Genomic DNA, 20,023 nt, shown 5'->3' on the forward strand with positions numbered 1-20,023 from the left:
GTATGTTCGGGGCTGAATCGTTTTTCTTGAAAGCGGCTATTCACCTGAAGTACCAATGAAGAGTCACGGGTCAGAGGCACCCCCGGCATGATAGAGCTCGAACAAGAAGATCCAATCCCGCAAGGCGACCTGGCCCTGCAAATCACCGCACTCCCGCGCGAAACCAACGGCTTTGGCGATATATTCGGCGGCTGGCTGGTGGCGCAGATGGATTTGGCTGGCACCGCAATGGCCAGCAAAGTCGCCGGTGGCCGCGTGGCGACCGTTGCGATCGACCGCATGGCGTTCCTGGTTCCGGTAGCGGTGGGCGCGCAGCTCTCCTTCTATACCCAGGCGCTGGAAATCGGCCGCAGCTCGATCCAGATGATGGTCGAAGTCTGGAGCGACGATCCGCTGTCCAGTGAGTGGCGTAAAGTGACTGAAGCGGTCTTTGTTTTCGTCGCCATCGACGGCAGCGGCCGCACCCGTTCGGTTCCGCCACGCGCGCGTTAAACACTGCGCGGGTTTTGCGGTCCATTGCAGTCATTGATCCTGATTGAGAGTTGTCCCCATGAGCACGCCCAACGTTGAAGCCGTGAAACTGGATGAACTGAACTGCTGGCGTATCCGCCACGGTCAGGCCGAATTGCTGGTAGCCCAGCAAGGCGCGCACATCCTCAGTTATCAATTGGCAGGGCAACCGCCGCTGATCTGGCTCAACGACGAGGCCGTATTCAAGACCGGCAAGAGCATCCGCGCCGGTGTGCCGGTGTGCTGGCCGTGGTTCGGCAACTTTGCGCGCAACCCGCAGAGCGTGCAGGCCATGCGCGTCAGCAACGAACCGCCCGCCGCCCACGGTTTTGTCCGGGCGACGGATTGGGAGCTGGGGGGCATCGAAGCCGAGGGTGAAAGCCTGAAGGTGGAGTTCGTCCTGCCCTACCCCGAAGGCGGTTTTCCGGGCTGGCCGCATCAGGTGGACCTGAAACTGAGCATCCGCCTGGATGAACAACTGCATATCAGCCTGACCAGCCACAACCGCGGCGCTGAAACCGTGTCCATCAGCCAGGCGTTGCACAGCTATTTCGCCGTCAGCGACGTGCGCAACGTGCAGGTCGAAGGGCTGGATGGGTTGAGCTACATCGATACGACCAAGGACTGGAGCACCGTCACTCAGGCCGGCGATCTGGCTTTTACGGGCGAGACTGACCGTATCTACCTCAATACCCCGGCGAAGCTGAGCATTGTCGATCCGGCCTGGGAGCGGCGCATCGAGCTGACCAGCAGCGGTTCGCGCACGGCAGTGATCTGGAACCCGTGGATTGAACGCGCAGCAGCATTCAGCGACATGGCCGACGATGGTTGGCAGCGCATGCTATGCATCGAGACGGCGAATGTGATGGATGACGTGGTGAACCTGGTGGCGGGTGCGAGCCATACCCTCGGCGTCAGCATCGGCAGCACACCGCTGTAAGCCACGCACCAAAACAACTGTGGGAGCGAGCCTGCTCGCGAAGGCGGCGTATCAGCCAACATTGATTTCGGCTGACACACCCTCTTCGCGAGCAGGCTCGCTCCTACATTTAGATCTTTGCCAGCCTGTTATAAATCCGACTCTTTAACCACCCGCACTTTCGCCGCATCCAACGCATACGCCGCGTCAGCCAGGTCGTTGTTGACCTTCTCGATCTTCAGCGTACCGGTCACCCACAGCGGTGTGTAGATATCATCCAGCTTCAAACCCTTCGGATAGCGCACCAGCACCAACTGGTTGGGCGGCGGTGGCGGCACGTGGATGCAGGCGCCCGGGTACGGCACCAGGAAAAACAGCGTGCTGCGGCCCTTGGCGTCGGACTCCAGCGGCACCGGATAACCACCGATGCGGATGTTCTTGTCGTTCATCGACGGCACGGTTTTGGTCGAATACATGACCGCCGGCAAGCCCTTGCTCTGCTTCATGCCACCCTTTGAGGTGAAGGTGCCATCGCCTTCCGGGGTGTTGTGATCGATTTCGGGCATGGCTTCGAGGGCTTTCTGGTCTGACTTGGGCATCAGTTCCAGCCAGTCGGTTTCCGGCAGCTCGCCGGCGTGGGCAAGACCCGAGCCCAATAAAAGGAAAGTCAGTAAAAGACGGCGCATGGAGGTGCTCGACAAAAGGAAGGACAGTGCAATGGCGAGCATTCTAGCCCTCTCCGCTTGCGCAGCAGAGAGGGCTTTGTCGCTTGGATCAGTTCTTTTTGATCAGGCCGTAGAGCACCAGCAACACAACGGCGCCAACGAGCGCACCAATGAAGCCTGCGCCTTGGCCAGCCTGGTAAATGCCCAGAGCCTGGCCGCCATAGGTGGCCGCCAGCGAACCGCCGATACCGAGCAGGATGGTCATGATCCAGCCCATGCTGTCATCACCCGGTTTGAGGAACCGCGCCAGCAGGCCGACGATCAAGCCGATAAAGATGGTTCCGATGATTCCCATGGCATTTTTCTCTCTGATTAAAAGTGGAGCGTCCTGTCTCACCAATAACGTTGGAGAGACGGGACAACTAGCCCAAAGCCTAGTCAGACTTTGACATCCTGCCATCAGAGAACGCGGAACACTTAAGGTTCCGCGGCTGCCACATGAAACTATTCGGCGATCAGCGCTTCGACCTTGAGGATCTGCGCCGCCAGCGTCTCGCGATCTGCACAACGCAGATTGGCGTGACCGACCTTGCGTCCAGCCTTGAACGCCTTGCCGTAGTGGTGCAAATGGCAATCGTCGATGGCGATGACTTTCTCTACCGGCGGAACAACGCCGATGAAGTTGAGCATCGCACTCTCACCGATCTTGGCCGTCGAACCCAACGGCAGACCGGCAACGGCCCGCAAGTGGTTTTCGAACTGGCTGCACTCGGCGCCTTCGGTGGTCCAGTGCCCGGAGTTGTGCACGCGCGGGGCGATTTCGTTGGCCTTGAGGCCACCGTCGACTTCGAAGAACTCGAACGCCATCACGCCGACGTACTCCAGTTGCTTGAGCACGCGGCTGGAATAGTCTTCAGCCAAGGCTTGCAACGGATGGTCAGTGCTGGCCACGGACAACTTGAGAATGCCGCTGTCATGGGTGTTGTGAACCAGTGGATAAAACTTCGTTTCACCATCGCGAGCACGCACGGCGATCAGCGAAACTTCGCCGGTGAACGGAACAAAACCTTCCAGCAGGCAGGCCACGCTGCCAAGTTCGGCGAAAGTGCCGACCACGTCTTCCGGTTTACGCAGGACTTTCTGGCCCTTGCCGTCGTAACCCAAAGTGCGGGTTTTCAACACGGCCGGCAGACCGATGGACGCCACGGCAGCGTCCAGATCAGCTTGCGACTGGATGTCGGCGAACGCCGGGGTGGGAATCCCCAGGTCCTTGAACATGCTTTTCTCGAACCAGCGGTCGCGAGCGATGCGCAGGGCTTCGGCGCTCGGGTAGACCGGGACGAATTGCGAAAGGAAGGCCACGGTTTCGGCCGGGACGCTTTCGAACTCGAAGGTCACCAGATCGACTTCATCGGCCAGTTGGCGCAGATGATCCTGATCGCCGTAATCGGCCCGCAGATGCTCACCCAACGCGGCGGCACAGGCATCCGGCGCCGGGTCCAGGAAAGCGAAGTTCATGCCCAGCGGGGTGCCCGCCAGCGCCAACATGCGGCCCAACTGGCCGCCACCGATTACACCGATCTTCATCGTCAACAACCTCAGGCGATGCGTGGGTCTGGATTGTCCAGGACGCTGTCTGTCTGCTCAGCACGGAAAGTTTTCAGCACCGCGTGGAACTGCGGGTGCTTGGCACCCAGGATACTCGCCGACAGTAAGGCTGCGTTGATCGCGCCAGCCTTGCCGATGGCCAGGGTGGCAACCGGAATGCCCGCGGGCATCTGCACGATCGAGAGCAGCGAATCGACGCCCGAGAGCATCGACGACTGCACCGGAACGCCCAGTACCGGCAGGTGGGTCTTGGCCGCACACATGCCTGGCAGGTGGGCCGCGCCACCGGCACCGGCGATGATCACCTCGATGCCACGCGCCTCGGCCTCTTCGGCGTACTGGAACAGCAGGTCCGGGGTGCGGTGGGCAGAGACCACTTTCACCTCGTAAGGGATGCCGAGCTTTTCCAGCATATCGGCGGTGTGGCTAAGGGTGGACCAATCGGACTTGGAGCCCATGATCACGCCAACCAGTGCACTCATCGTCGTGCCTCTTCTCTCTGGGCGCCCGCAGGCGCGTCAAAAAACAACAAGCCACGCAATATGCGTGGCTTGATTGTACGAAAAATGGCCGGACGAACCGGCCGAAGGCCGCGCAGTATACCTCAATGAAGCAGATAAACAGCCCCCGAGACGACCATCTGTCATACGACGCAAAGTCCCGGTTTTATTGACTCAGAGGTCAGCGAAAACCTGTCGCGGAAGTTGATCGTTCCCACGCTCTGCGTGGGAATGCAGCCCGGGACGCTCCGCGTCCCAAAAAGCGTGACGCAGAGCGTCACAGGAGGCGTTACCACGCAGAGCGTGGGAACGATCAATGGGTCTCAAGAACCCTGCGCGGCACCACCTTCGAGCTTGCGCCACAACAACCGCACATTCGCCTTGCGCACCAGCGCGCAACGATACAAACGAATCTCCAGCGGCACATGCCACTGCGGGCCGCCGCACACCACCAGTTCACCGCGAGCCAGCTCCGCACGCACACTAAGTTGCGGCACCCAGGCAATCCCCAATCCTTCCAGTGCCATGCTTTTCAGGCTGTCGGCCATCGCGGTCTCATAGATAGTCGTAAAACGCAGGGCGCGCTGGCGCAGCAGCATGTTCACCGAACGCCCGAGAAACGCACCGGCGCTGTAGGCCAATAGCGGCACGCTGGCCTCGCCTTCCAGATCGAACAGCGGCTTGCCCTCGGCGTCTGCCGCGCAGACCGGCAGCATTTCAGTCTGGCCAAGGTGCAGGGACGGGAAGATTTCCGGGTCCATTTGCATCGCCGCATCCGGGTCGTAGAACGCCAGCATCAAGTCGCAGCCGCCTTCGCGCAGAGCATGCACGGCATCGCCGACATTCGTGGCCACCAGCCGCGTGGCGATGTTCAAGCCTTCGTTGCGCAACTGCGCGATCCAGCGCGGAAAGAAACCCAGCGCCAACGAGTGAGCGGCCGCGACCTGCATCACTTCGCCCTGCCCGCCTTCCAGGTGATGCAGATGGCGCAGCACTTCGCCCAACTGTTCGACCACCGTGCGCGCGGTCACCAGGAACAACTGCCCCGCCGCTGTCAGCTCCACCGGCGTGCGCGAGCGGTTGACCAGTTGCAACCCCAGCGCAGCCTCAAGGCTGCGGATCCGCCGGCTAAATGCGGGCTGGGTCACGAAGCGGCGTTCCGCAGCCTGGGAGAAGCTGCGGGTGGCGGCCAGGGCACTAAAGTCCTCCAGCCATTTGCTTTCCAGATTCATCACGTCCTCCCGGACACGCACCAATTTAGGTCACACGCTCGCCGCACACGCGGCGTCACATGGGCATTATGCCGAATGTGCATAGGCCAGCGCTTAACAGCATTGGCCCAAAATTGTTCACAAGCCTAGCATTTGCAGCGTTCCGGCACAGACCGGGTCCATATCGAGATGATTTCTATCATGTCCTCCGCTGCATCTTTCCGCACAGAAAAAGACCTGCTTGGCGTACTCGAAGTACCTGCTGAAGCGTATTACGGCATCCAGACCCTGCGAGCGGTGAATAACTTCCGTCTCTCCGGCGTCCCGATTTCGCATTACCCGAAGCTGGTTGTCGGCCTGGCGATGGTTAAACAAGCCGCCGCTGACGCCAACCGCGAGCTGGGACATCTGAGCGAAGCCAAGCACGCTGCCATCAGCGAAGCCTGTGCACGACTGATCCGCGGCGATTTCCACGAAGAGTTCGTGGTGGACATGATTCAGGGCGGCGCTGGCACTTCGACCAACATGAATGCCAACGAAGTCATCGCCAACATCGCGTTGGAGGCCATGGGTCACCAGAAGGGCGAATACCAATACCTGCACCCGAACAACGACGTGAACATGGCGCAGTCGACCAACGACGCCTACCCGACCGCGATCCGTCTGGGTCTGCTGCTGGGTCACGACGCACTGCTGGCCAGTCTCGACAGCCTGATCCAGGCGTTCGCAGCCAAAGGTGTTGAATTCAGCCACGTATTGAAGATGGGCCGTACCCAGCTGCAAGACGCCGTGCCGATGACCCTGGGCCAGGAATTCCGCGCTTTCGCCACCACGTTGAGCGAAGACCTGGCACGCCTGAAGACCCTGGCACCCGAGCTGCTGACCGAAGTGAACCTGGGCGGCACCGCGATCGGCACCGGCATCAACGCCGACCCGCGTTACCAGCACCTGGCCGTGCAGCGTCTGGCCCTGATCAGCGGTCAACCGCTGGTTCCGGCAGCCGACTTGATCGAAGCCACCTCCGACATGGGCGCTTTCGTGCTGTTCTCCGGCATGCTCAAGCGCACCGCGGTCAAGCTGTCGAAGATCTGCAACGACCTGCGCCTGCTGTCCAGCGGCCCACGTACCGGCATCAACGAAATCAACCTGCCGGCGCGTCAGCCAGGCAGCTCGATCATGCCTGGCAAGGTCAACCCGGTTATCCCGGAAGCAGTTAACCAGGTGGCGTTCCAGATCATCGGCAACGACCTGGCCCTGACCATCGCGGCCGAAGGCGGCCAATTGCAACTGAACGTGATGGAGCCGCTGATCGCGTTCAAGATCTTCGACTCGATCCGCCTGCTGCAACGCGCCATGGACATGCTGCGCGAACACTGCATCGTCGGCATCACCGCCAACGAAGAGCGCTGCCGCGAACTGGTCGAGCACTCGATCGGCCTGGTCACTGCACTGAACCCGTACATCGGCTATGAAAACGCCACCCGCATCGCCCGTATCGCCCTTGAAAGCGGCCGCGGCGTGCTGGAACTGGTGCGCGAAGAAGGCTTGCTCGACGACGAAATGCTCGCCGACATCCTGCGCCCGGAAAACATGATTGCTCCGCGTCTGGTCCCGCTGAAGGCTTGATCAAGCGCTGCACACGCTCACCAGGTCGAGGGACTAGACACCTCTCACCTTTTGAGGGCTTGGGGATTTATTCCCCAAGCCCTTTTTTTTAACTATTTACAGGCCCGACCGTATCGATCGTGCCTGGATCGACTTCTGTAGGAGCAAGGCTTGCCCGCGATGGCGCCCGCAAAATCGCCATCGCGGGCAAGCCATGCTCCTACAAGAGAAAGGACCTCGTTTCATCGCTTGCACCACAATCGTGCAGACGGGCAACGCACTGATAGGTATAGTGCCGCCCCTCTTCGCGTGAGCGGTCGTCGGTAACGAGGCCCAAACCCATGCGAAACCCGACCTAATAACAAACCCGCGATATGGAACCGGGACGAACCTTCGCCTCACCTGTCATGCCACGCGCAAACCGGTGTAACGCGATGTTTCTACCCCTCCAGCATTTGCTTAAACAAAAAACAGCGAGGAATAATCCATGCTCGAAGTCATCAACGACTTCCTCTCAGGGAAAGTACTGATCGTGCTCATTGTCGGGCTCGGTAGCTACTTCACGATCCGCTCGCGTTTCGTTCAATTGCGCCACTTCTTCCACATGTTCGCGGTGTTCCGCGACAGCCTCAAAAGCAGCGCCGGGCAACTCAGCTCGTTCCAGGCCCTGATGCTCAGCCTCGCCGGCCGCGTCGGTGCAGGCAACATCGCCGGTGTCGGCATCGCCGTGACCCTCGGTGGGCCAGGTGCAGTGTTCTGGATGTGGGTGACCGCGCTGGTCGGTATGTCCAGCAGCTTCTTCGAATGTTCCCTCGGCCAGCTCTACAAGCGCTGCGACTCCGACGGCACCTACCGTGGCGGCCCGTCCTATTACATCCAGCACGGCCTGCAGAAACGCTGGCTGGGGATGATCATGGCGTTCCTGCTGCTGATCACCTTCGGCTTCGCCTTCAACGGCCTGCAATCCCACGCCGTGACCCACTCGCTGAAAAACGCCTTCGACCTTGACCCGACATACACCGGCGCCGCTCTGGCCGTGTTGCTGGGCCTGGTGTTCATCGGTGGCATCAAGCGCATCGCCAAGGTCGCTGACCTGCTGGTGCCAGTGAAAACCCTGGTGTACATCGGCGTGACCCTCTACGTGATCGTGCTGCAATTCGACCACGTTCCAGCCATGTTGATGACCATCGTCAAAAGCGCCTTCGGTCTGGACCAGGCCTTCGGCGGCCTGATCGGCAGCGCCATCGTCATGGGCGTGAAGCGTGGCGTGTTCGCCAACGAAGCAGGCCTGGGCAGTGCGCCAAACGTGGCCGCCGTGGCTTCGGTCGAGCACCCGGTGGCACAAGGCGTGGTTCAGGCGTTCAGCGTGTTCCTCGACACCTTCGTGATCTGCACCTGCACCGCATTGCTGATCCTGCTCTCGGGCTTCTACACCCCGGGCTTCGAAGGTGACGGCATTGCCCTGACCCAAAACTCCCTGGCCGCTGTGGTCGGTGACTGGGGTCGCAGCTTCATCTCCGTGGCCCTGTCGTTGTTCGTGTTCACCTCGATCCTCTACAACTACTACCTGGGCGAGAGCAACCTGCGCTTCCTGATCGGTGAAAACCGCGCGGCGTTGATCGGCTATCGCGCACTGGTACTGGTGTTGATCTTCTGGGGCGCCATCGAAAACCTCGGCACGGTGTTCGCCTTCGCGGACATCACCATGACGATGTTGGCGTTCGTGAACCTGATCGCGCTGTTCCTGCTTTTCAAAGTCGGCATGCGCATCCTGCGTGACTACGATGACCAGCGTTCTGCCGGTATCAAGACTCCGGTGTTCGATTCGAGCAAGTTCCCGGATCTGGACCTGGACCTGAAAGCCTGGCCCGCCAACCCGCCAGCAGCCGCCACCAAGGCCGAAGCTGAGCCGCAAGGCGTACCCGCAGCGCAACGCTGATCGGTTAAAGTGCGAAGTACCCTGTGGGAGCGGGCTTGCTCGCGAAAGCGGTGTATCAGTTGACATTGATTTGACTGACACACCGCCTTCGCGAGCAAGCCCGCTCCCACATTAGGAATGTCATCGTTCTTCGGAGAGTCCCCATGAATTCCTCGACCTACCCTGCCGCCCAGCACGTCATGGTGCTCTACACCGGCGGCACTATCGGCATGCAAGCCAGCGCCCATGGCCTGGCCCCGGCGTCCGGTTTCGAAGCGCGGATGCGCGACTACCTGCACAGCCAGCCTGAACTCGTCGTACCGCAGTGGCGTTTTCGCGAGATGAGCCCGCTGATCGACAGCGCCAACATGACCCCGGCCTACTGGCAGCAACTGCGTGAAGCGGTGGTCGATGCCGTGGACGTGCAAGGCTGCGACAGCGTGCTGATCCTGCACGGCACCGACACCCTGGCCTACAGCGCCGCGGCCATGAGTTTTCAATTGCTCGGCCTGCATGCCCGCGTGTGCTTTACCGGCTCGATGCTGCCGGCCGGCGTCACCGACAGCGATGCCTGGGAAAACCTCAGCGGCGCGCTGGTTGCCCTGGGCCATGGCCTGGCGCCGGGCGTGCATCTGTATTTCCACGGCGAACTGCTTGACCCGACTCGTTGCGCGAAAGTGCGCAGTTTTGGTCGTCATCCGTTCAAGCGTCTTGAGCGTCAGGGCGGCGGTGTGAAGGCAGCTTCCCTGCCCGCACCGCTGACCTATAACCAGCCCAAGCAACTGGCGAACGTTGCGGTGCTGCCGCTGTTCCCTGGGATCAGTGCCGCCGTGTTGAATGGTCTGCTCGACAGCGGCATTCAGGGTCTGGTGCTCGAATGCTACGGCAGCGGCACTGGGCCGAGCGACAACCCCGAGTTTCTCGCCGCTCTGGAACGGGCGCGGGGTAACGGTGTTGTGGTTGTCGCCGTTACCCAATGTCATGAAGGTGGCGTTGAGCTGGATGTTTACGAGGCTGGCAGTCGGTTGCGCGGTGTTGGTGTGTTGTCCGGTGGCGGCATGACCCGTGAAGCGGCGTTCGGCAAGTTGCATGCGCTGCTGGGCTCAGGACTGGATAACGCTGAAGTGCGTCGCCTCGTAGAACTCGACCTTTGCGGCGAACTGAGCTGACACCACACACTTGGCGCTGATCGCTGATCGTTCCCACGCTCTGCGTGGGAATGCCTCAAGGGACGCTCCGCGTCCAGTGACGCGGAGCGTCACGGGCTGCATTCCCACGCAGAGCGTGGGAACGATCGTGCTAGCGGGCATATAACTTGCTCCATTCCAGCATCCAATGGCTGGAAGCCCCCATGCTCCACTCCCACCTCACCACCCTCAACGCCGTCTCCCTGGTGCTCAATGCCTTCAAGGCTGACGGCCCGGCCCAAGACGAATTGCTGGCCGGCAGCGGCATCAGTGCGGCGGATCTGAGCCGGGCGGACACGCGCATCACCACCAATCAGGAGATGCAGGTCTGCGCTAACGCGGTCGCGCTCAAGCGTGACATTGGCCTGGAACTGGGTCGGCGGATGCACGTTTCGTCCTACGGCATGCTCGGTTATGCGCTGCTCACCAGTGCCACCTTCGGTGACGCTTTGCGCTTGGCGATTCGTTATCCGGCGCTGTTGGGAACACTTTTCGAGCTGAGCCTGGACGACGATGGCGAACGCATCTGGTTCGTCGCTGCTGATTACCGGGAGAACCCGGCAATGGCGGTGTTCAACGCCGAGTTTTGCCTGGTGTCATTGAAAGTCATCTGCGACGACCTGCTGGGCCACCCGCTGCCACTGCTGGCTGCGCGCTTCGAACACGCGGCGCCTGACTATCAGGCGACCTACGCCGAGCACTTCCATTGCCCACTGAACTTCGAGGCGCGGGACAACGCGTTTGCCTTCGACCGAAGTTGGCTCGACCAACCGTTGCCCCTGGCCGACGTCATCACCCATCAAGCCATGGCCGAACGCTGCCGCAAGCAGAACACCGAATTCACCGGGCGTCAGGCATGGCTGGGGCGCATCCGCCAGCTATTGAAAGCGCAACTGAATGCCGCGCCCGGGCTCGACGGTTTGGCCGAGCAGATGAATTGCTCGGCGCGCACCCTGCGCCGGCATCTCAAGGACCTGGGCTGCAGCTATCAGGAATTGCTCGATGAGCTGCGGTTTGAGCAGGCCAAGCAGATGCTCTGCGAGGATCAGTTGCCGATCTACCGCATCGCCGAAGCGCTGGGGTTCAGCGAGACCGCGAGCTTCCGCCATGCGTTTGTGCGCTGGAGTGGCGTGGCGCCGAGCCAGTTCCGCCCTTAGCGCTGATCGTTCCCACGCTCCCGCGTGGGAATGCAGCCCGTGACGCTCCGCGTCACTGGACGCGGAGCGTCCCTAGAGGCATTCCCACGCGGAGCGTGGGAACGATCAGCCACGGGTTCTGCGTCATTCGAGGGCACTGTCGCGCCAATAAGGGGCGAATTTCGGTCAGATCTTTTGGCCACATTAATCCCCTTTTGGCCTTTCCTGCCGTTCTCCGAAACGCCGCGCACCGCAAGACTGTGTTCAACCGAATCAGCCTGCGGAGAACAAGAAAATGCTGACGATCTACTCGGACGATCACCACCTGCACCACGGTCGTTGTGAATTGATGGACGGGCAGCTAATGCCCTGCTTCGAAATGCCTTCCCGTGCCGATCACGTTCTACAGCGCGTGCAAGACCGCGACCTCGGCCCGGTGGAAGTGCCAAAGGATTTCGGCCTCGAGCCGATCGCGCGCATCCACGACCGCGACTACCTGGATTTCTTCAAAGGTGCCTGGGCGCGCTGGACCGAGTTCAACACCGACGGCGACTTGCTGCCCTACACCTGGCCGGCCCGCACCCTGCGCCGGATCAAACCCACCAGCCTGCACGGCCAGCTCGGCTATTACAGCTTCGACGGCGGCGCGCCGATCACCGCCGGCACCTGGCAAGCGGCGTACAGCGCAGCGCAAGTGGCGTTGACCGCCCAAGCCGCGATCCAGCGTGGCGCCCGCAGTGCCTTCGCCTTGTGCCGTCCACCGGGACACCATGCCGCCAGCGACTTGATGGGGGGTTATTGCTACCTCAACAACGCCGCCATCGCCGCCCAGGCCTTCCTCGATCAGGGTCATAAAAAGGTCGCGATCCTCGACGTCGATTACCACCACGGCAACGGCACCCAATCGATTTTCTACGCACGCAGCGACGTGCTGTTCACCTCGATCCACGGCCACCCGGAAGCCGAATTCCCATTCTTCCTCGGCTATGAAGACGAGCTCGGTGAAGGCCCCGGCGAAGGCTTCAACTTCAACTACCCGTTGCCCGCAGGTTCCGGCTGGGACACCTGGAGCGCCGCGCTGGACCAGGCTTGCCAGGAAATCGAAAAGTACGGCGCCAACATCATCGTCGTGTCCCTGGGCGTGGACACATTCAAGGACGATCCAATCTCCCAATTCAAGCTCGACAGCCCGGATTACCTGGCCATGGGCGCGCGCATCGCGAGGCTCGGCAAGCCGACGCTGTTCGTGATGGAAGGCGGTTACGCGGTAGAAGAAATCGGCATCAACGCCGTGAACGTTCTCGAAGGTTTTGAAAGCGCCCAATGAGGAATTAGAACAATGAACAGACTCAAGCGTTTTATCGCTCCAGCCCTGTGCGCCACGCTGCTCAGCGGCGCCGTGCACGCCGAAGAACGAACGTTGCGCGTCTACAACTGGTTCGACTACATCACCCCCAAAGCCCTGGACGATTTCAAGGCGCAGAACACCCAGACCAAACTGGTCTACGACATCTTCGACACCAACGAAGCCCTGGAGGCCAAGCTGCTGACCGGCAACTCCGGCTACGACGTAGTGGTGCCGTCCAACGTGTTCCTCGCCAAGCAGATCGAAGCCGGGGTGTTCCAGCCGCTGGACCGCAGCAAGTTGCCGAACTGGAACCACCTCGATCCGAAGCTGATGAAGCTGATCGAGGCCAACGATCCGGGCAACAAATTCGCCGTGCCCTACATGTACGGCACCATCCTGATCGGCTTCAACCCGGACAAGGTCAAGGCTGCCCTGGGCGCCGACGCGCCGGTGGACAGTTGGGACCTGATCTTCAAGGAAGAGAACATCAGCAAGCTCAAGCAGTGCGGCGTCGCCCTGCTCGACTCGCCATCGGAGATCCTGCCGCTGGCCCTGCAACACCTCGGCCTGGACCCCAACAGCAAAAAGCCTGCGGACTACGACAAGGCCGAAGCGCTGTTGATGAAGATTCGTCCGTACGTCACCTACTTCCATTCCTCCAAATACATGGCCGACATCGCCAACGGTGACATCTGCGTCGCGGTCGGTTATTCCGGCAGCTTCTCCCAGGCCGCCAACCGCGCCAAGGAAGCGAAGAATGGCGTGGTCGTCGATATGCGCCTGCCGAAAGAAGGCGCGCCGATCTGGTTCGACATGCTCGCGATTCCCAAAGGCGCGAAGAACACGGAAGACGCCTACACCTTTATCAATTACCTGCTGCAACCCCAGGTGATTGCGCCGGTCAGCGATTTCGTTGGCTACCCGAACCCGAATAAAGACGCCACAGAACTGGTCGACCCGGCGATCCGCAACAACCCGAATCTGTACCCGACCGAGTCGGCAATGGGCACGCTCTATACCCTGCAACCGCTGCCGCGCGATGCTGAACGCGCGCGGACCCGGGCCTGGACCAAGATCAAATCCGGGACCTGATAGTCGCCACATAGAAGACCCGCCCTCGCGCGGGTCTTTTTTTTGCCTGCGATAAATAATTACCACCTGAACCTGCGTCACGTTTCTTACCGTCGGTGCCCGCCCCCGGTCACAAGGAAACGACCATGACGCCGACGCCCACGCCTCAAAGCGCCACCACCTTGCTTCAGGAAAAGAGCGCGCTGATCTCTCAGACCAACCAAGGTCCCGGCCTCAAGGAAGTCGGCGCAAAACTGTTGCGCGATGCCTTGAGCCAGCAGTACCCGGAACTGGCGATTAATCCGGATCGCACCTTGATCGTCACGCCCCGATGGCAGGCATCAGGCGACTCACTGATCAGCCTTGCGCCCCACGTCGAGACGCTGACCGTGGCGCTGATCCGCCAGAGCAAGTCCTCGACAGTCGCCAATTTCATCGAGGGCGAGCACTTCCTGACCCTGACGCCCCTGAGCCAATCCCCCGTGCAATTGGCCGTCAGCATCGAAGACATCGCCAACCTGTTGAATACCTTCGCACCGCTGCTGTACATCGAATTCCAGCGACAGCAACTCGATTACTGGAATGAGCCGGTCAACGAAAAGCCCCGCTGGCATGAGCTGAGCGACACCTTGAGAAAGGCCCTGAACCTGCAGCAAGTCAAAGGCTGGACGGCTGATCAGTGCGAAGTCGCCCGCGCTGTTTCCACACACCCGGACAAGGCTGAGCGGGCTCAAGCAAATACCACGATCCCGGGCATTCAAGCCTGCCTGATCGATATCGACTACAACGCGCCGGACAATTCGCGCCACCTGCTGCTGGGCGGGGCGATCGTCCTGAAAGCCACGCACGCATCCCGTGACATGCTGTTGCTGTACTCCATCGAAGGCGGCTACGAAGCGTTCGAGTCCCTGCAGACCTTGAGCGATTCATTGCCGGCACGAATCGGCATGGAAAATACCGGGCAGTCCTTGCAATGGCGGCTGTTCGAACCAGACGGCAGCATCTTCGACTACATGGCCTGGGCGCTGATTGCCGGTCAGATTGAGGCTATCGCGGCGCTCAAATCGGACCCCGACTCGCCACATGCTCTTTTGGCTCCCGGCACCCGTGGTGTCGGCCATATCAGCGACGAGGAAAAAAGACACCTCGACCAACTGCAGGCAGCGATTCCCGATTGGCTCGCGAACGCCTCGGCCGCCGACTTACAAGCGTACGGACATTACTTGTCGAACCAGGGCCTGCTGCGCAACGCCTCCGGCCTCAATGACATCAAGCTGATCGCCGATTACGCCCAGGAGCAGATGCGCAACGCCATCGTCACAGACCGACTGGCGCTTCACGGCAACGATGCCGCCAATCTGCCGCTCGATGAATTGCAGATCACCGTCACCAACAGCTTTACCGTCGGCGTCTTCACCCTGCCCAACCCACACGATGTCCAGGTTGAAACCCTCGGCGAGTTCGCCCTGCAGAACACCGCGCCTTACCAGGCCGAATTGACCTTCAAGGACAACCAGCCCTGCCCCGAATGGCTCACCGTTGCCTACCTCGTGGACATGGCGCAGCAGGTCAACGTCGGCAAACGTTATCCGGCAATGCTCAAAACCAGACTGATCGACGACCCCGCCGAGGCCGCGCGCCAGCAACAACGCTACGTCAGCCTGCTGCCTGATCTGCTGCGGCTCAAAGCCCTGGAATGCAAACTGCAAAATGAGTGCGGCGTGGACGACACCGGTTATCGCTACGTCTGCGAGCTGATGGAGACCGCCCAGGGCCGCCCGCCCAAACACCCGCTCAACATCGTCGTCCGCCCGCTGAGCTTTGTTCCCCGGCATCGCTTGCTGTCCACAGGCGACACCGTGGCGAACATGTTCATCATCGGCCCGCGCCATCCACACAGAGGGCCGAGCCTGCTCTATCGACCTGCGCTGGAGCAGCCGTTGCTGCAATTCACCTCGCTGCAAAACATGATTTACGCTTTCCACCAACCGGGTGAATTACGAGACTCGGTGTTGGCCTGGCTGCCGACACCTGCCCTCGGCTTTGAGTATTCACAGTATGTGTTTCCGGTCGGCCTGCCTTCACCGTGGCTGGCGACGGAAACGGGCGTCGAACAGTTGCTGAATCTCGACTTGAGCGGCCCGATCAGCCTGGGCACAGAGGCAATCACCGACGATCTGCTCCCGACATTGTTCGCCAGTAACGCCAACACGCTGGTCGAACAAGCGGACCGTCAGTCCCTGTCCAACGGCGAGCGCCGCTGGGCGCTGCTGCGGGACGGCGGCTGGGCGATTTTCAATGTGGCGTCGACTTTTTTGACCGGTCCGGTGGGCACCGCCGCGTGGGTCTGGCAAAGCATCGGCCAATTGCAGCAGGGACTGGAGGCGCGTGAGCGTGGGGACAGCCTGGTGGAATGGACGTCCCTGGGGGATGTGCTGATGACATTGGGCATGCTCCTGATTCATCGGGCCAGCCTGCGCCGTACCACCGAAGGCATCGGCTATTCACGCAGCAAACGGAAAAACGCCCCGGCCCAGCCTCCAACATCGCGTCCGCTGCCCGCGCCAACCGTCATCACACTGGACGCTACCGTGCTGTCCGGTGAGCTGCCCGCCGGTCATGACACCGAGCTGGAAGCGGGAGCATCGATCCCACGACGCACGCCCTCGGCGCTGGGGGTTTACCTGGACACCCTGAAAGTCAGTGCGCCGGACATGAGCGATGAAGACCTGGCCATTATCAACATCACACCGCCGCACCTGTACCAACTCAAGGACAAGCAATACGCCAGGGCTGGTCATCGCTGGTTTCAGGTACTGGTCAATGACGATGAGCAAGTGGTGATCTTCAACCCGAAAGACCCCTCGCGGGGCGGCCCGTTGTTGACCCATGACCGACAGGGCAACTGGTACGTGGACACGCGATTGCGCCTGCGCGGTGGGGGCCTGAAGAGTCGTCTGAAAAACATTCAGCTGGAAAAGGGCCAGCGCAAGGATGCGTTGCAGGCCAAGCTGCATGCGTTCAAAAGGCGCGAAGGCGCGATCCTGGCAGAAGTCAGAACACTGCAGGAAAAACTCATGCGCGCCAACGGCGATCAGTTCGACAGCGAGGCCAAAGTGCTGGGCGACCGGCTCGAAGTGTTGATCGACGATCATCGAGAAGCCCTGGAGCAATTGCACGAGTGGCGCGAACTCGGTGGCACATTCGGTTATGCCTATGACCTGCTACGCCTTACGACCCTGCTGGAAAAGCACCTGGCGTTGTGGTTCTCACTCAAAAGCAACGACTACTCGCAAACCATCGCTCCGTTCACAGGCGAAGGCGTACTCAACCCGGAGCTACCGGTCGGCAGCAATCTGGTGGCGGTGAAAAAAGCGATCGAATTGAGCCACGGGATCATCGAGCGGCTCGCGCTGGCCCACAAAGCCCTGGATGACCTCAAGGTCTTGGGCAGAGCCGCGCTCGAATCGTCCCAGGCCATTCGCAAACTGCTGCCTCAGTACAGTGCCCTGGATTACAAAGCCAATGAAATCGGCCTGGCGTACGAACTGTGCGTAAAAGAACAGACCAGCGCGCAAATGCCACAGGCACGGGGCGCCGTGGCGAACATCGTTGTTGAAGCCGCCGAGGCCAGTCAAAAACTGGCCGATATCGACAACGCCCCGCCGCTGGAGCAAACCGCCGAACAACGCATCGAGGCGCTGACGCCTTTGCTGGACGCTTTTGCCGACACACTCCAGCGTATCGACGACCTGCCGGCGCAATTCCCCGACATGACGCACCCCGAGGCATTGCTTCGTTTGCAGACACTGATCAAGGAGTTCCAGACCCTGGCACAAGCCCGGCTGTATGCGTCACTGCCCGAGAACGAACTGCTTTTTGAAGCGGAACCCAACACCCCGGTCGCAGGCCCGTCCTATCAACCCGGCAAGGTCACGAAAACCCGCCCGCGAGATGCCCTGCCCGCCAGTGAGCCGGTGCCTGAAGCGGCAACCTTCAAGAAGCTCGTGCCGAAAAGTGAAGCGCCGCGCAAACCGGTAAGGGCCGACATTGATGTCATCGCCGACGGGCTGGAACTGAATCTCGACCTGGACAGTTTCATCGCCCGCACCCGCGAGGATGCGCAACGGGCCAACCGGATTCCGGCCGACATGCAGCACCTGTTCGATTCCCAGGCACTCAAATACGAAGCGGAATCCGCCGCCGTCGAAACCGCCTCGGCGAACATTCGCGCGGCCACCGGCGTGCCACCGCCCGTCGTCGCGTTGAGCCGGGAATTACGCGACGCCGCCGCCCGACTGCGCAGCACCGGCATCAGTGTGCGTGCCGCCATGCTGAAGCAACGCAAACCACGCCTGGCGTATTTCCAGTGGTTGCATGAGAACGGCCAGATCGGGCTGGTGCGTAACCCACAAGGGCGCATCAAGACCAAGTCCAGGGGCGACTACTTCCAGGAGTACCGGATACTCGACACCACGCACAACGATCAGCCGCTGTGGGTCGCGCATTTTCACTACGACGCGCTTAACAGCCCTGCCGCCCACCCCACCGCGGCGCATCTGAAAATCGCCGACAGTTACCTGGCAACACTCGACCCCGCGCTGCGCCAACGACTGACGTCGGTTGAACCGGTTGACTACGTGTTTCGCCGGATCAGCGACCCGGCCCGCGCCCTGTTTATCGCCCTGGAGCCTGCGGCGCCGCCCGTTGCCTAGCAGCACCACGCGGATCGCAATCGCCGCAGCGCCGATTCGATATCGGCCTCCGGCACGGCGGCGAAGCCCAGCACCAGCCCGGCCCGTTGATCCACGGGCCGGGTCGAATCGGGCAGCCAATAACTGCTCAAGGGGTTGATTTCGACTTCAACGCTGGCGGCTTTTTCGACCAGTTCCTGTTCCCGGGCCAGGCTGTCGACCGGCACAGTCATATGCAGCCCGGCCGCAACGGTCGGCAGGCTACCCACGCCGGGAATGTCTTTCGGCCAACCAGCCAGCAGCGCATTACGACGGCTCAGGGCCGCACGGCGCATGCGGCGAATGTGCCGCTGGAAATGCCCGGCGGCGATGAACTCGGCCATCACGGCCTGGGTGCTGACTTCCGAATGCCGCACATCCACGGCGCGGCGACGGGAGAACGCATCCACCAAGCCGGGCGGCAATACCAGGTAACCCAAGCGCAACGCAGGGAACGCGACTTTGCCGAAGGTCCCGACGTAGAGCACTCGTCCCTGGCGATCCAGTGCCGCCAACGGTGCCAACGGCGCGCCGCTGTAGCGGTACTCGCCGTCGTAGTCGTCCTCGACGATCCAGCCCTGGGTGCGCTCGGCCCACGCCAACAATTCCAGGCGCCGGGCCAGGCTCATGATCACCCCGGTCGGGTACTGATGAGACGGCGTGACGTAGGCCAGTCGGCAATCCCTCAAACCTTCCAGTTCGGCGCAATTGATCCCCTCGCTGTCCACCGATACCCCGTGCAATCGACCCCCGGCCACGGCGAACGCATGACCCGCCGCGCGATACCCCGGATTCTCGATCGCCACCCCATCGCCCGGCTCCACCAGCAGCTGTGCACAAAGGCTAATCCCCTGCTGTGCGCCACTGGTGATCACAATTTGCTCAGCCGTGCACTGCATGCCCCGGGAACTGCGCAAATACGCGGCAATCATCCCGCGCAATCGCGCATCGCCCGCCGGGTCGCCGTAACACAGCTGCTGCAAATCCGGTTTGCGCCAGAAAGCCGCGTTCAGCTTGGCCCACACCTCGAACGGGAACAGATCGAAGGCCGGCACGCCCACCCGAAAAGCCTTCGGCGGACCACTCGGTGGCAGGGCCAAATGGTTGTTTTCGACCCGCTGCAACGCACCGCTGTGGATAACTTTACTGGATGGAACCACAGGTAAATCCAGGCAATTTGTGGATAAGGCTGTGGATAACCCTGTTGACAACCCTGTGGATACTTTTGTGGATAGTTTTTTTGCCGGGAGCGCAGTTTGCGGCAATTGCGCAACGTAAGTGCCGTCGCCCACCCGCCCTTCGATAAAGCCTTCGGCGTAGAGTTGATCGTAGGCGCGGACCACGCTGTTACGGGAAATCGACAACGCCGCCGCAAGGTCGCGACTGGCCGGCAAACGCGTGCCGCTGGCCAGTCGTCCGTCGAGCACGCGCACGCGCAATGCCTGGTAGAGCTGACGGCTCAAGCCCTGGCGGGGATCGAGTTCGATGCCGGCGGGGTTGAAGGACAGGGACAGCGGCGTATCGGTCATGGCCTGTACCTAAAAAGAATGGACCTATGAAATTGCTCTGTAATGGCTCTTACAACGGACCAATAGCCTGCCTAGGATGAAGC

General features: G+C 61.1%; 15 protein-coding genes. 9 read left to right on the plus strand and 6 right to left on the minus strand.

Annotation, left to right across the window (positions count from 1 at the left end):
• Positions 1-87 precede the first annotated feature (87 nt).
• On the plus strand, positions 88-492 hold the full coding sequence (locus BK667_RS10500) for an acyl-CoA thioesterase (protein WP_007896491.1): 405 nt from the start codon (positions 88-90) through the stop codon (positions 490-492).
• A gap of 58 nt (positions 493-550) precedes the next feature.
• Positions 551-1,450 carry a D-hexose-6-phosphate mutarotase gene (locus tag BK667_RS10505; RefSeq protein ID WP_123597540.1) on the plus strand — a complete coding sequence of 300 codons (900 nt, stop codon included), beginning with the start codon at positions 551-553 and terminating at the stop codon, positions 1,448-1,450.
• A 128-nt stretch (positions 1,451-1,578) separates the two neighbouring features.
• Here BK667_RS10505 and BK667_RS10510 read toward each other — a convergent pair whose 3' ends face one another.
• From BK667_RS10510 to BK667_RS10530, 5 genes are all read right to left on the minus strand, one after another.
• Positions 1,579-2,115 (minus strand): DUF3299 domain-containing protein, encoded by a 537-nt coding sequence (locus BK667_RS10510; RefSeq protein ID WP_123597676.1) that lies wholly within the window; start codon positions 2,113-2,115, stop codon positions 1,579-1,581.
• Positions 2,116-2,203: 88 nt separating this feature from the next.
• A complete protein-coding gene (locus tag BK667_RS10515; protein WP_123515664.1) occupies positions 2,204-2,449 on the minus strand; it encodes a GlsB/YeaQ/YmgE family stress response membrane protein in 246 nt (81 codons plus the stop codon).
• Positions 2,450-2,598: 149 nt separating this feature from the next.
• Positions 2,599-3,681 carry a 5-(carboxyamino)imidazole ribonucleotide synthase gene (locus tag BK667_RS10520; RefSeq protein ID WP_123515662.1) on the minus strand — a complete coding sequence of 361 codons (1,083 nt, stop codon included), beginning with the start codon at positions 3,679-3,681 and terminating at the stop codon, positions 2,599-2,601.
• Between the two features lie 11 nt (positions 3,682-3,692).
• Positions 3,693-4,184, minus strand: coding sequence for a 5-(carboxyamino)imidazole ribonucleotide mutase (gene purE, locus BK667_RS10525; protein ID WP_019694319.1), 492 nt, complete (start codon positions 4,182-4,184; stop codon positions 3,693-3,695).
• Positions 4,185-4,525: 341 nt separating this feature from the next.
• On the minus strand, positions 4,526-5,434 hold the full coding sequence (locus BK667_RS10530; RefSeq protein WP_123515660.1) for a LysR substrate-binding domain-containing protein: 909 nt from the start codon (positions 5,432-5,434) through the stop codon (positions 4,526-4,528).
• A 180-nt stretch (positions 5,435-5,614) separates the two neighbouring features.
• On the opposite strand from BK667_RS10530, the gene aspA reads away from it, so the two are divergent.
• From aspA to BK667_RS10570, 7 genes are all read left to right on the plus strand, one after another.
• Positions 5,615-7,039, plus strand: a complete 1,425-nt coding sequence (gene aspA, locus BK667_RS10535) for an aspartate ammonia-lyase (RefSeq protein WP_123515658.1) — start codon at positions 5,615-5,617, stop codon at positions 7,037-7,039.
• A gap of 466 nt (positions 7,040-7,505) precedes the next feature.
• A complete protein-coding gene (locus BK667_RS10540) occupies positions 7,506-8,957 on the plus strand; it encodes an alanine/glycine:cation symporter family protein (RefSeq protein WP_123597541.1) in 1,452 nt (483 codons plus the stop codon).
• Positions 8,958-9,100: 143 nt separating this feature from the next.
• Positions 9,101-10,105 (plus strand): asparaginase, encoded by a 1,005-nt coding sequence (locus tag BK667_RS10545; RefSeq protein ID WP_123597542.1) that lies wholly within the window; start codon positions 9,101-9,103, stop codon positions 10,103-10,105.
• Positions 10,106-10,287: 182 nt separating this feature from the next.
• On the plus strand, positions 10,288-11,280 hold the full coding sequence (locus BK667_RS10550) for an AraC family transcriptional regulator (protein WP_123597543.1): 993 nt from the start codon (positions 10,288-10,290) through the stop codon (positions 11,278-11,280).
• Positions 11,281-11,554: 274 nt separating this feature from the next.
• A complete protein-coding gene (locus BK667_RS10560; RefSeq protein ID WP_123597544.1) occupies positions 11,555-12,586 on the plus strand; it encodes a histone deacetylase family protein in 1,032 nt (343 codons plus the stop codon).
• A gap of 12 nt (positions 12,587-12,598) precedes the next feature.
• Positions 12,599-13,699, plus strand: coding sequence for a polyamine ABC transporter substrate-binding protein (locus tag BK667_RS10565; protein WP_123515646.1), 1,101 nt, complete (start codon positions 12,599-12,601; stop codon positions 13,697-13,699).
• A 125-nt stretch (positions 13,700-13,824) separates the two neighbouring features.
• Positions 13,825-18,393 (plus strand): dermonecrotic toxin domain-containing protein, encoded by a 4,569-nt coding sequence (locus tag BK667_RS10570; protein ID WP_123597545.1) that lies wholly within the window; start codon positions 13,825-13,827, stop codon positions 18,391-18,393.
• Here the strand turns inward: BK667_RS10570 and pdxR are convergent.
• Complete coding sequence (gene pdxR, locus BK667_RS10575) at positions 18,390-19,940, minus strand: MocR-like pyridoxine biosynthesis transcription factor PdxR (RefSeq protein WP_123597546.1); 1,551 nt, start codon at positions 19,938-19,940, stop codon at positions 18,390-18,392. The genes BK667_RS10570 and pdxR overlap by 4 nt on opposite strands.
• Positions 19,941-20,023 lie beyond the last annotated feature (83 nt).

The organism is Pseudomonas frederiksbergensis, from assembly GCF_003732705.1.
Lineage (GTDB): Bacteria > Pseudomonadota > Gammaproteobacteria > Pseudomonadales > Pseudomonadaceae > Aquipseudomonas > Aquipseudomonas frederiksbergensis_F.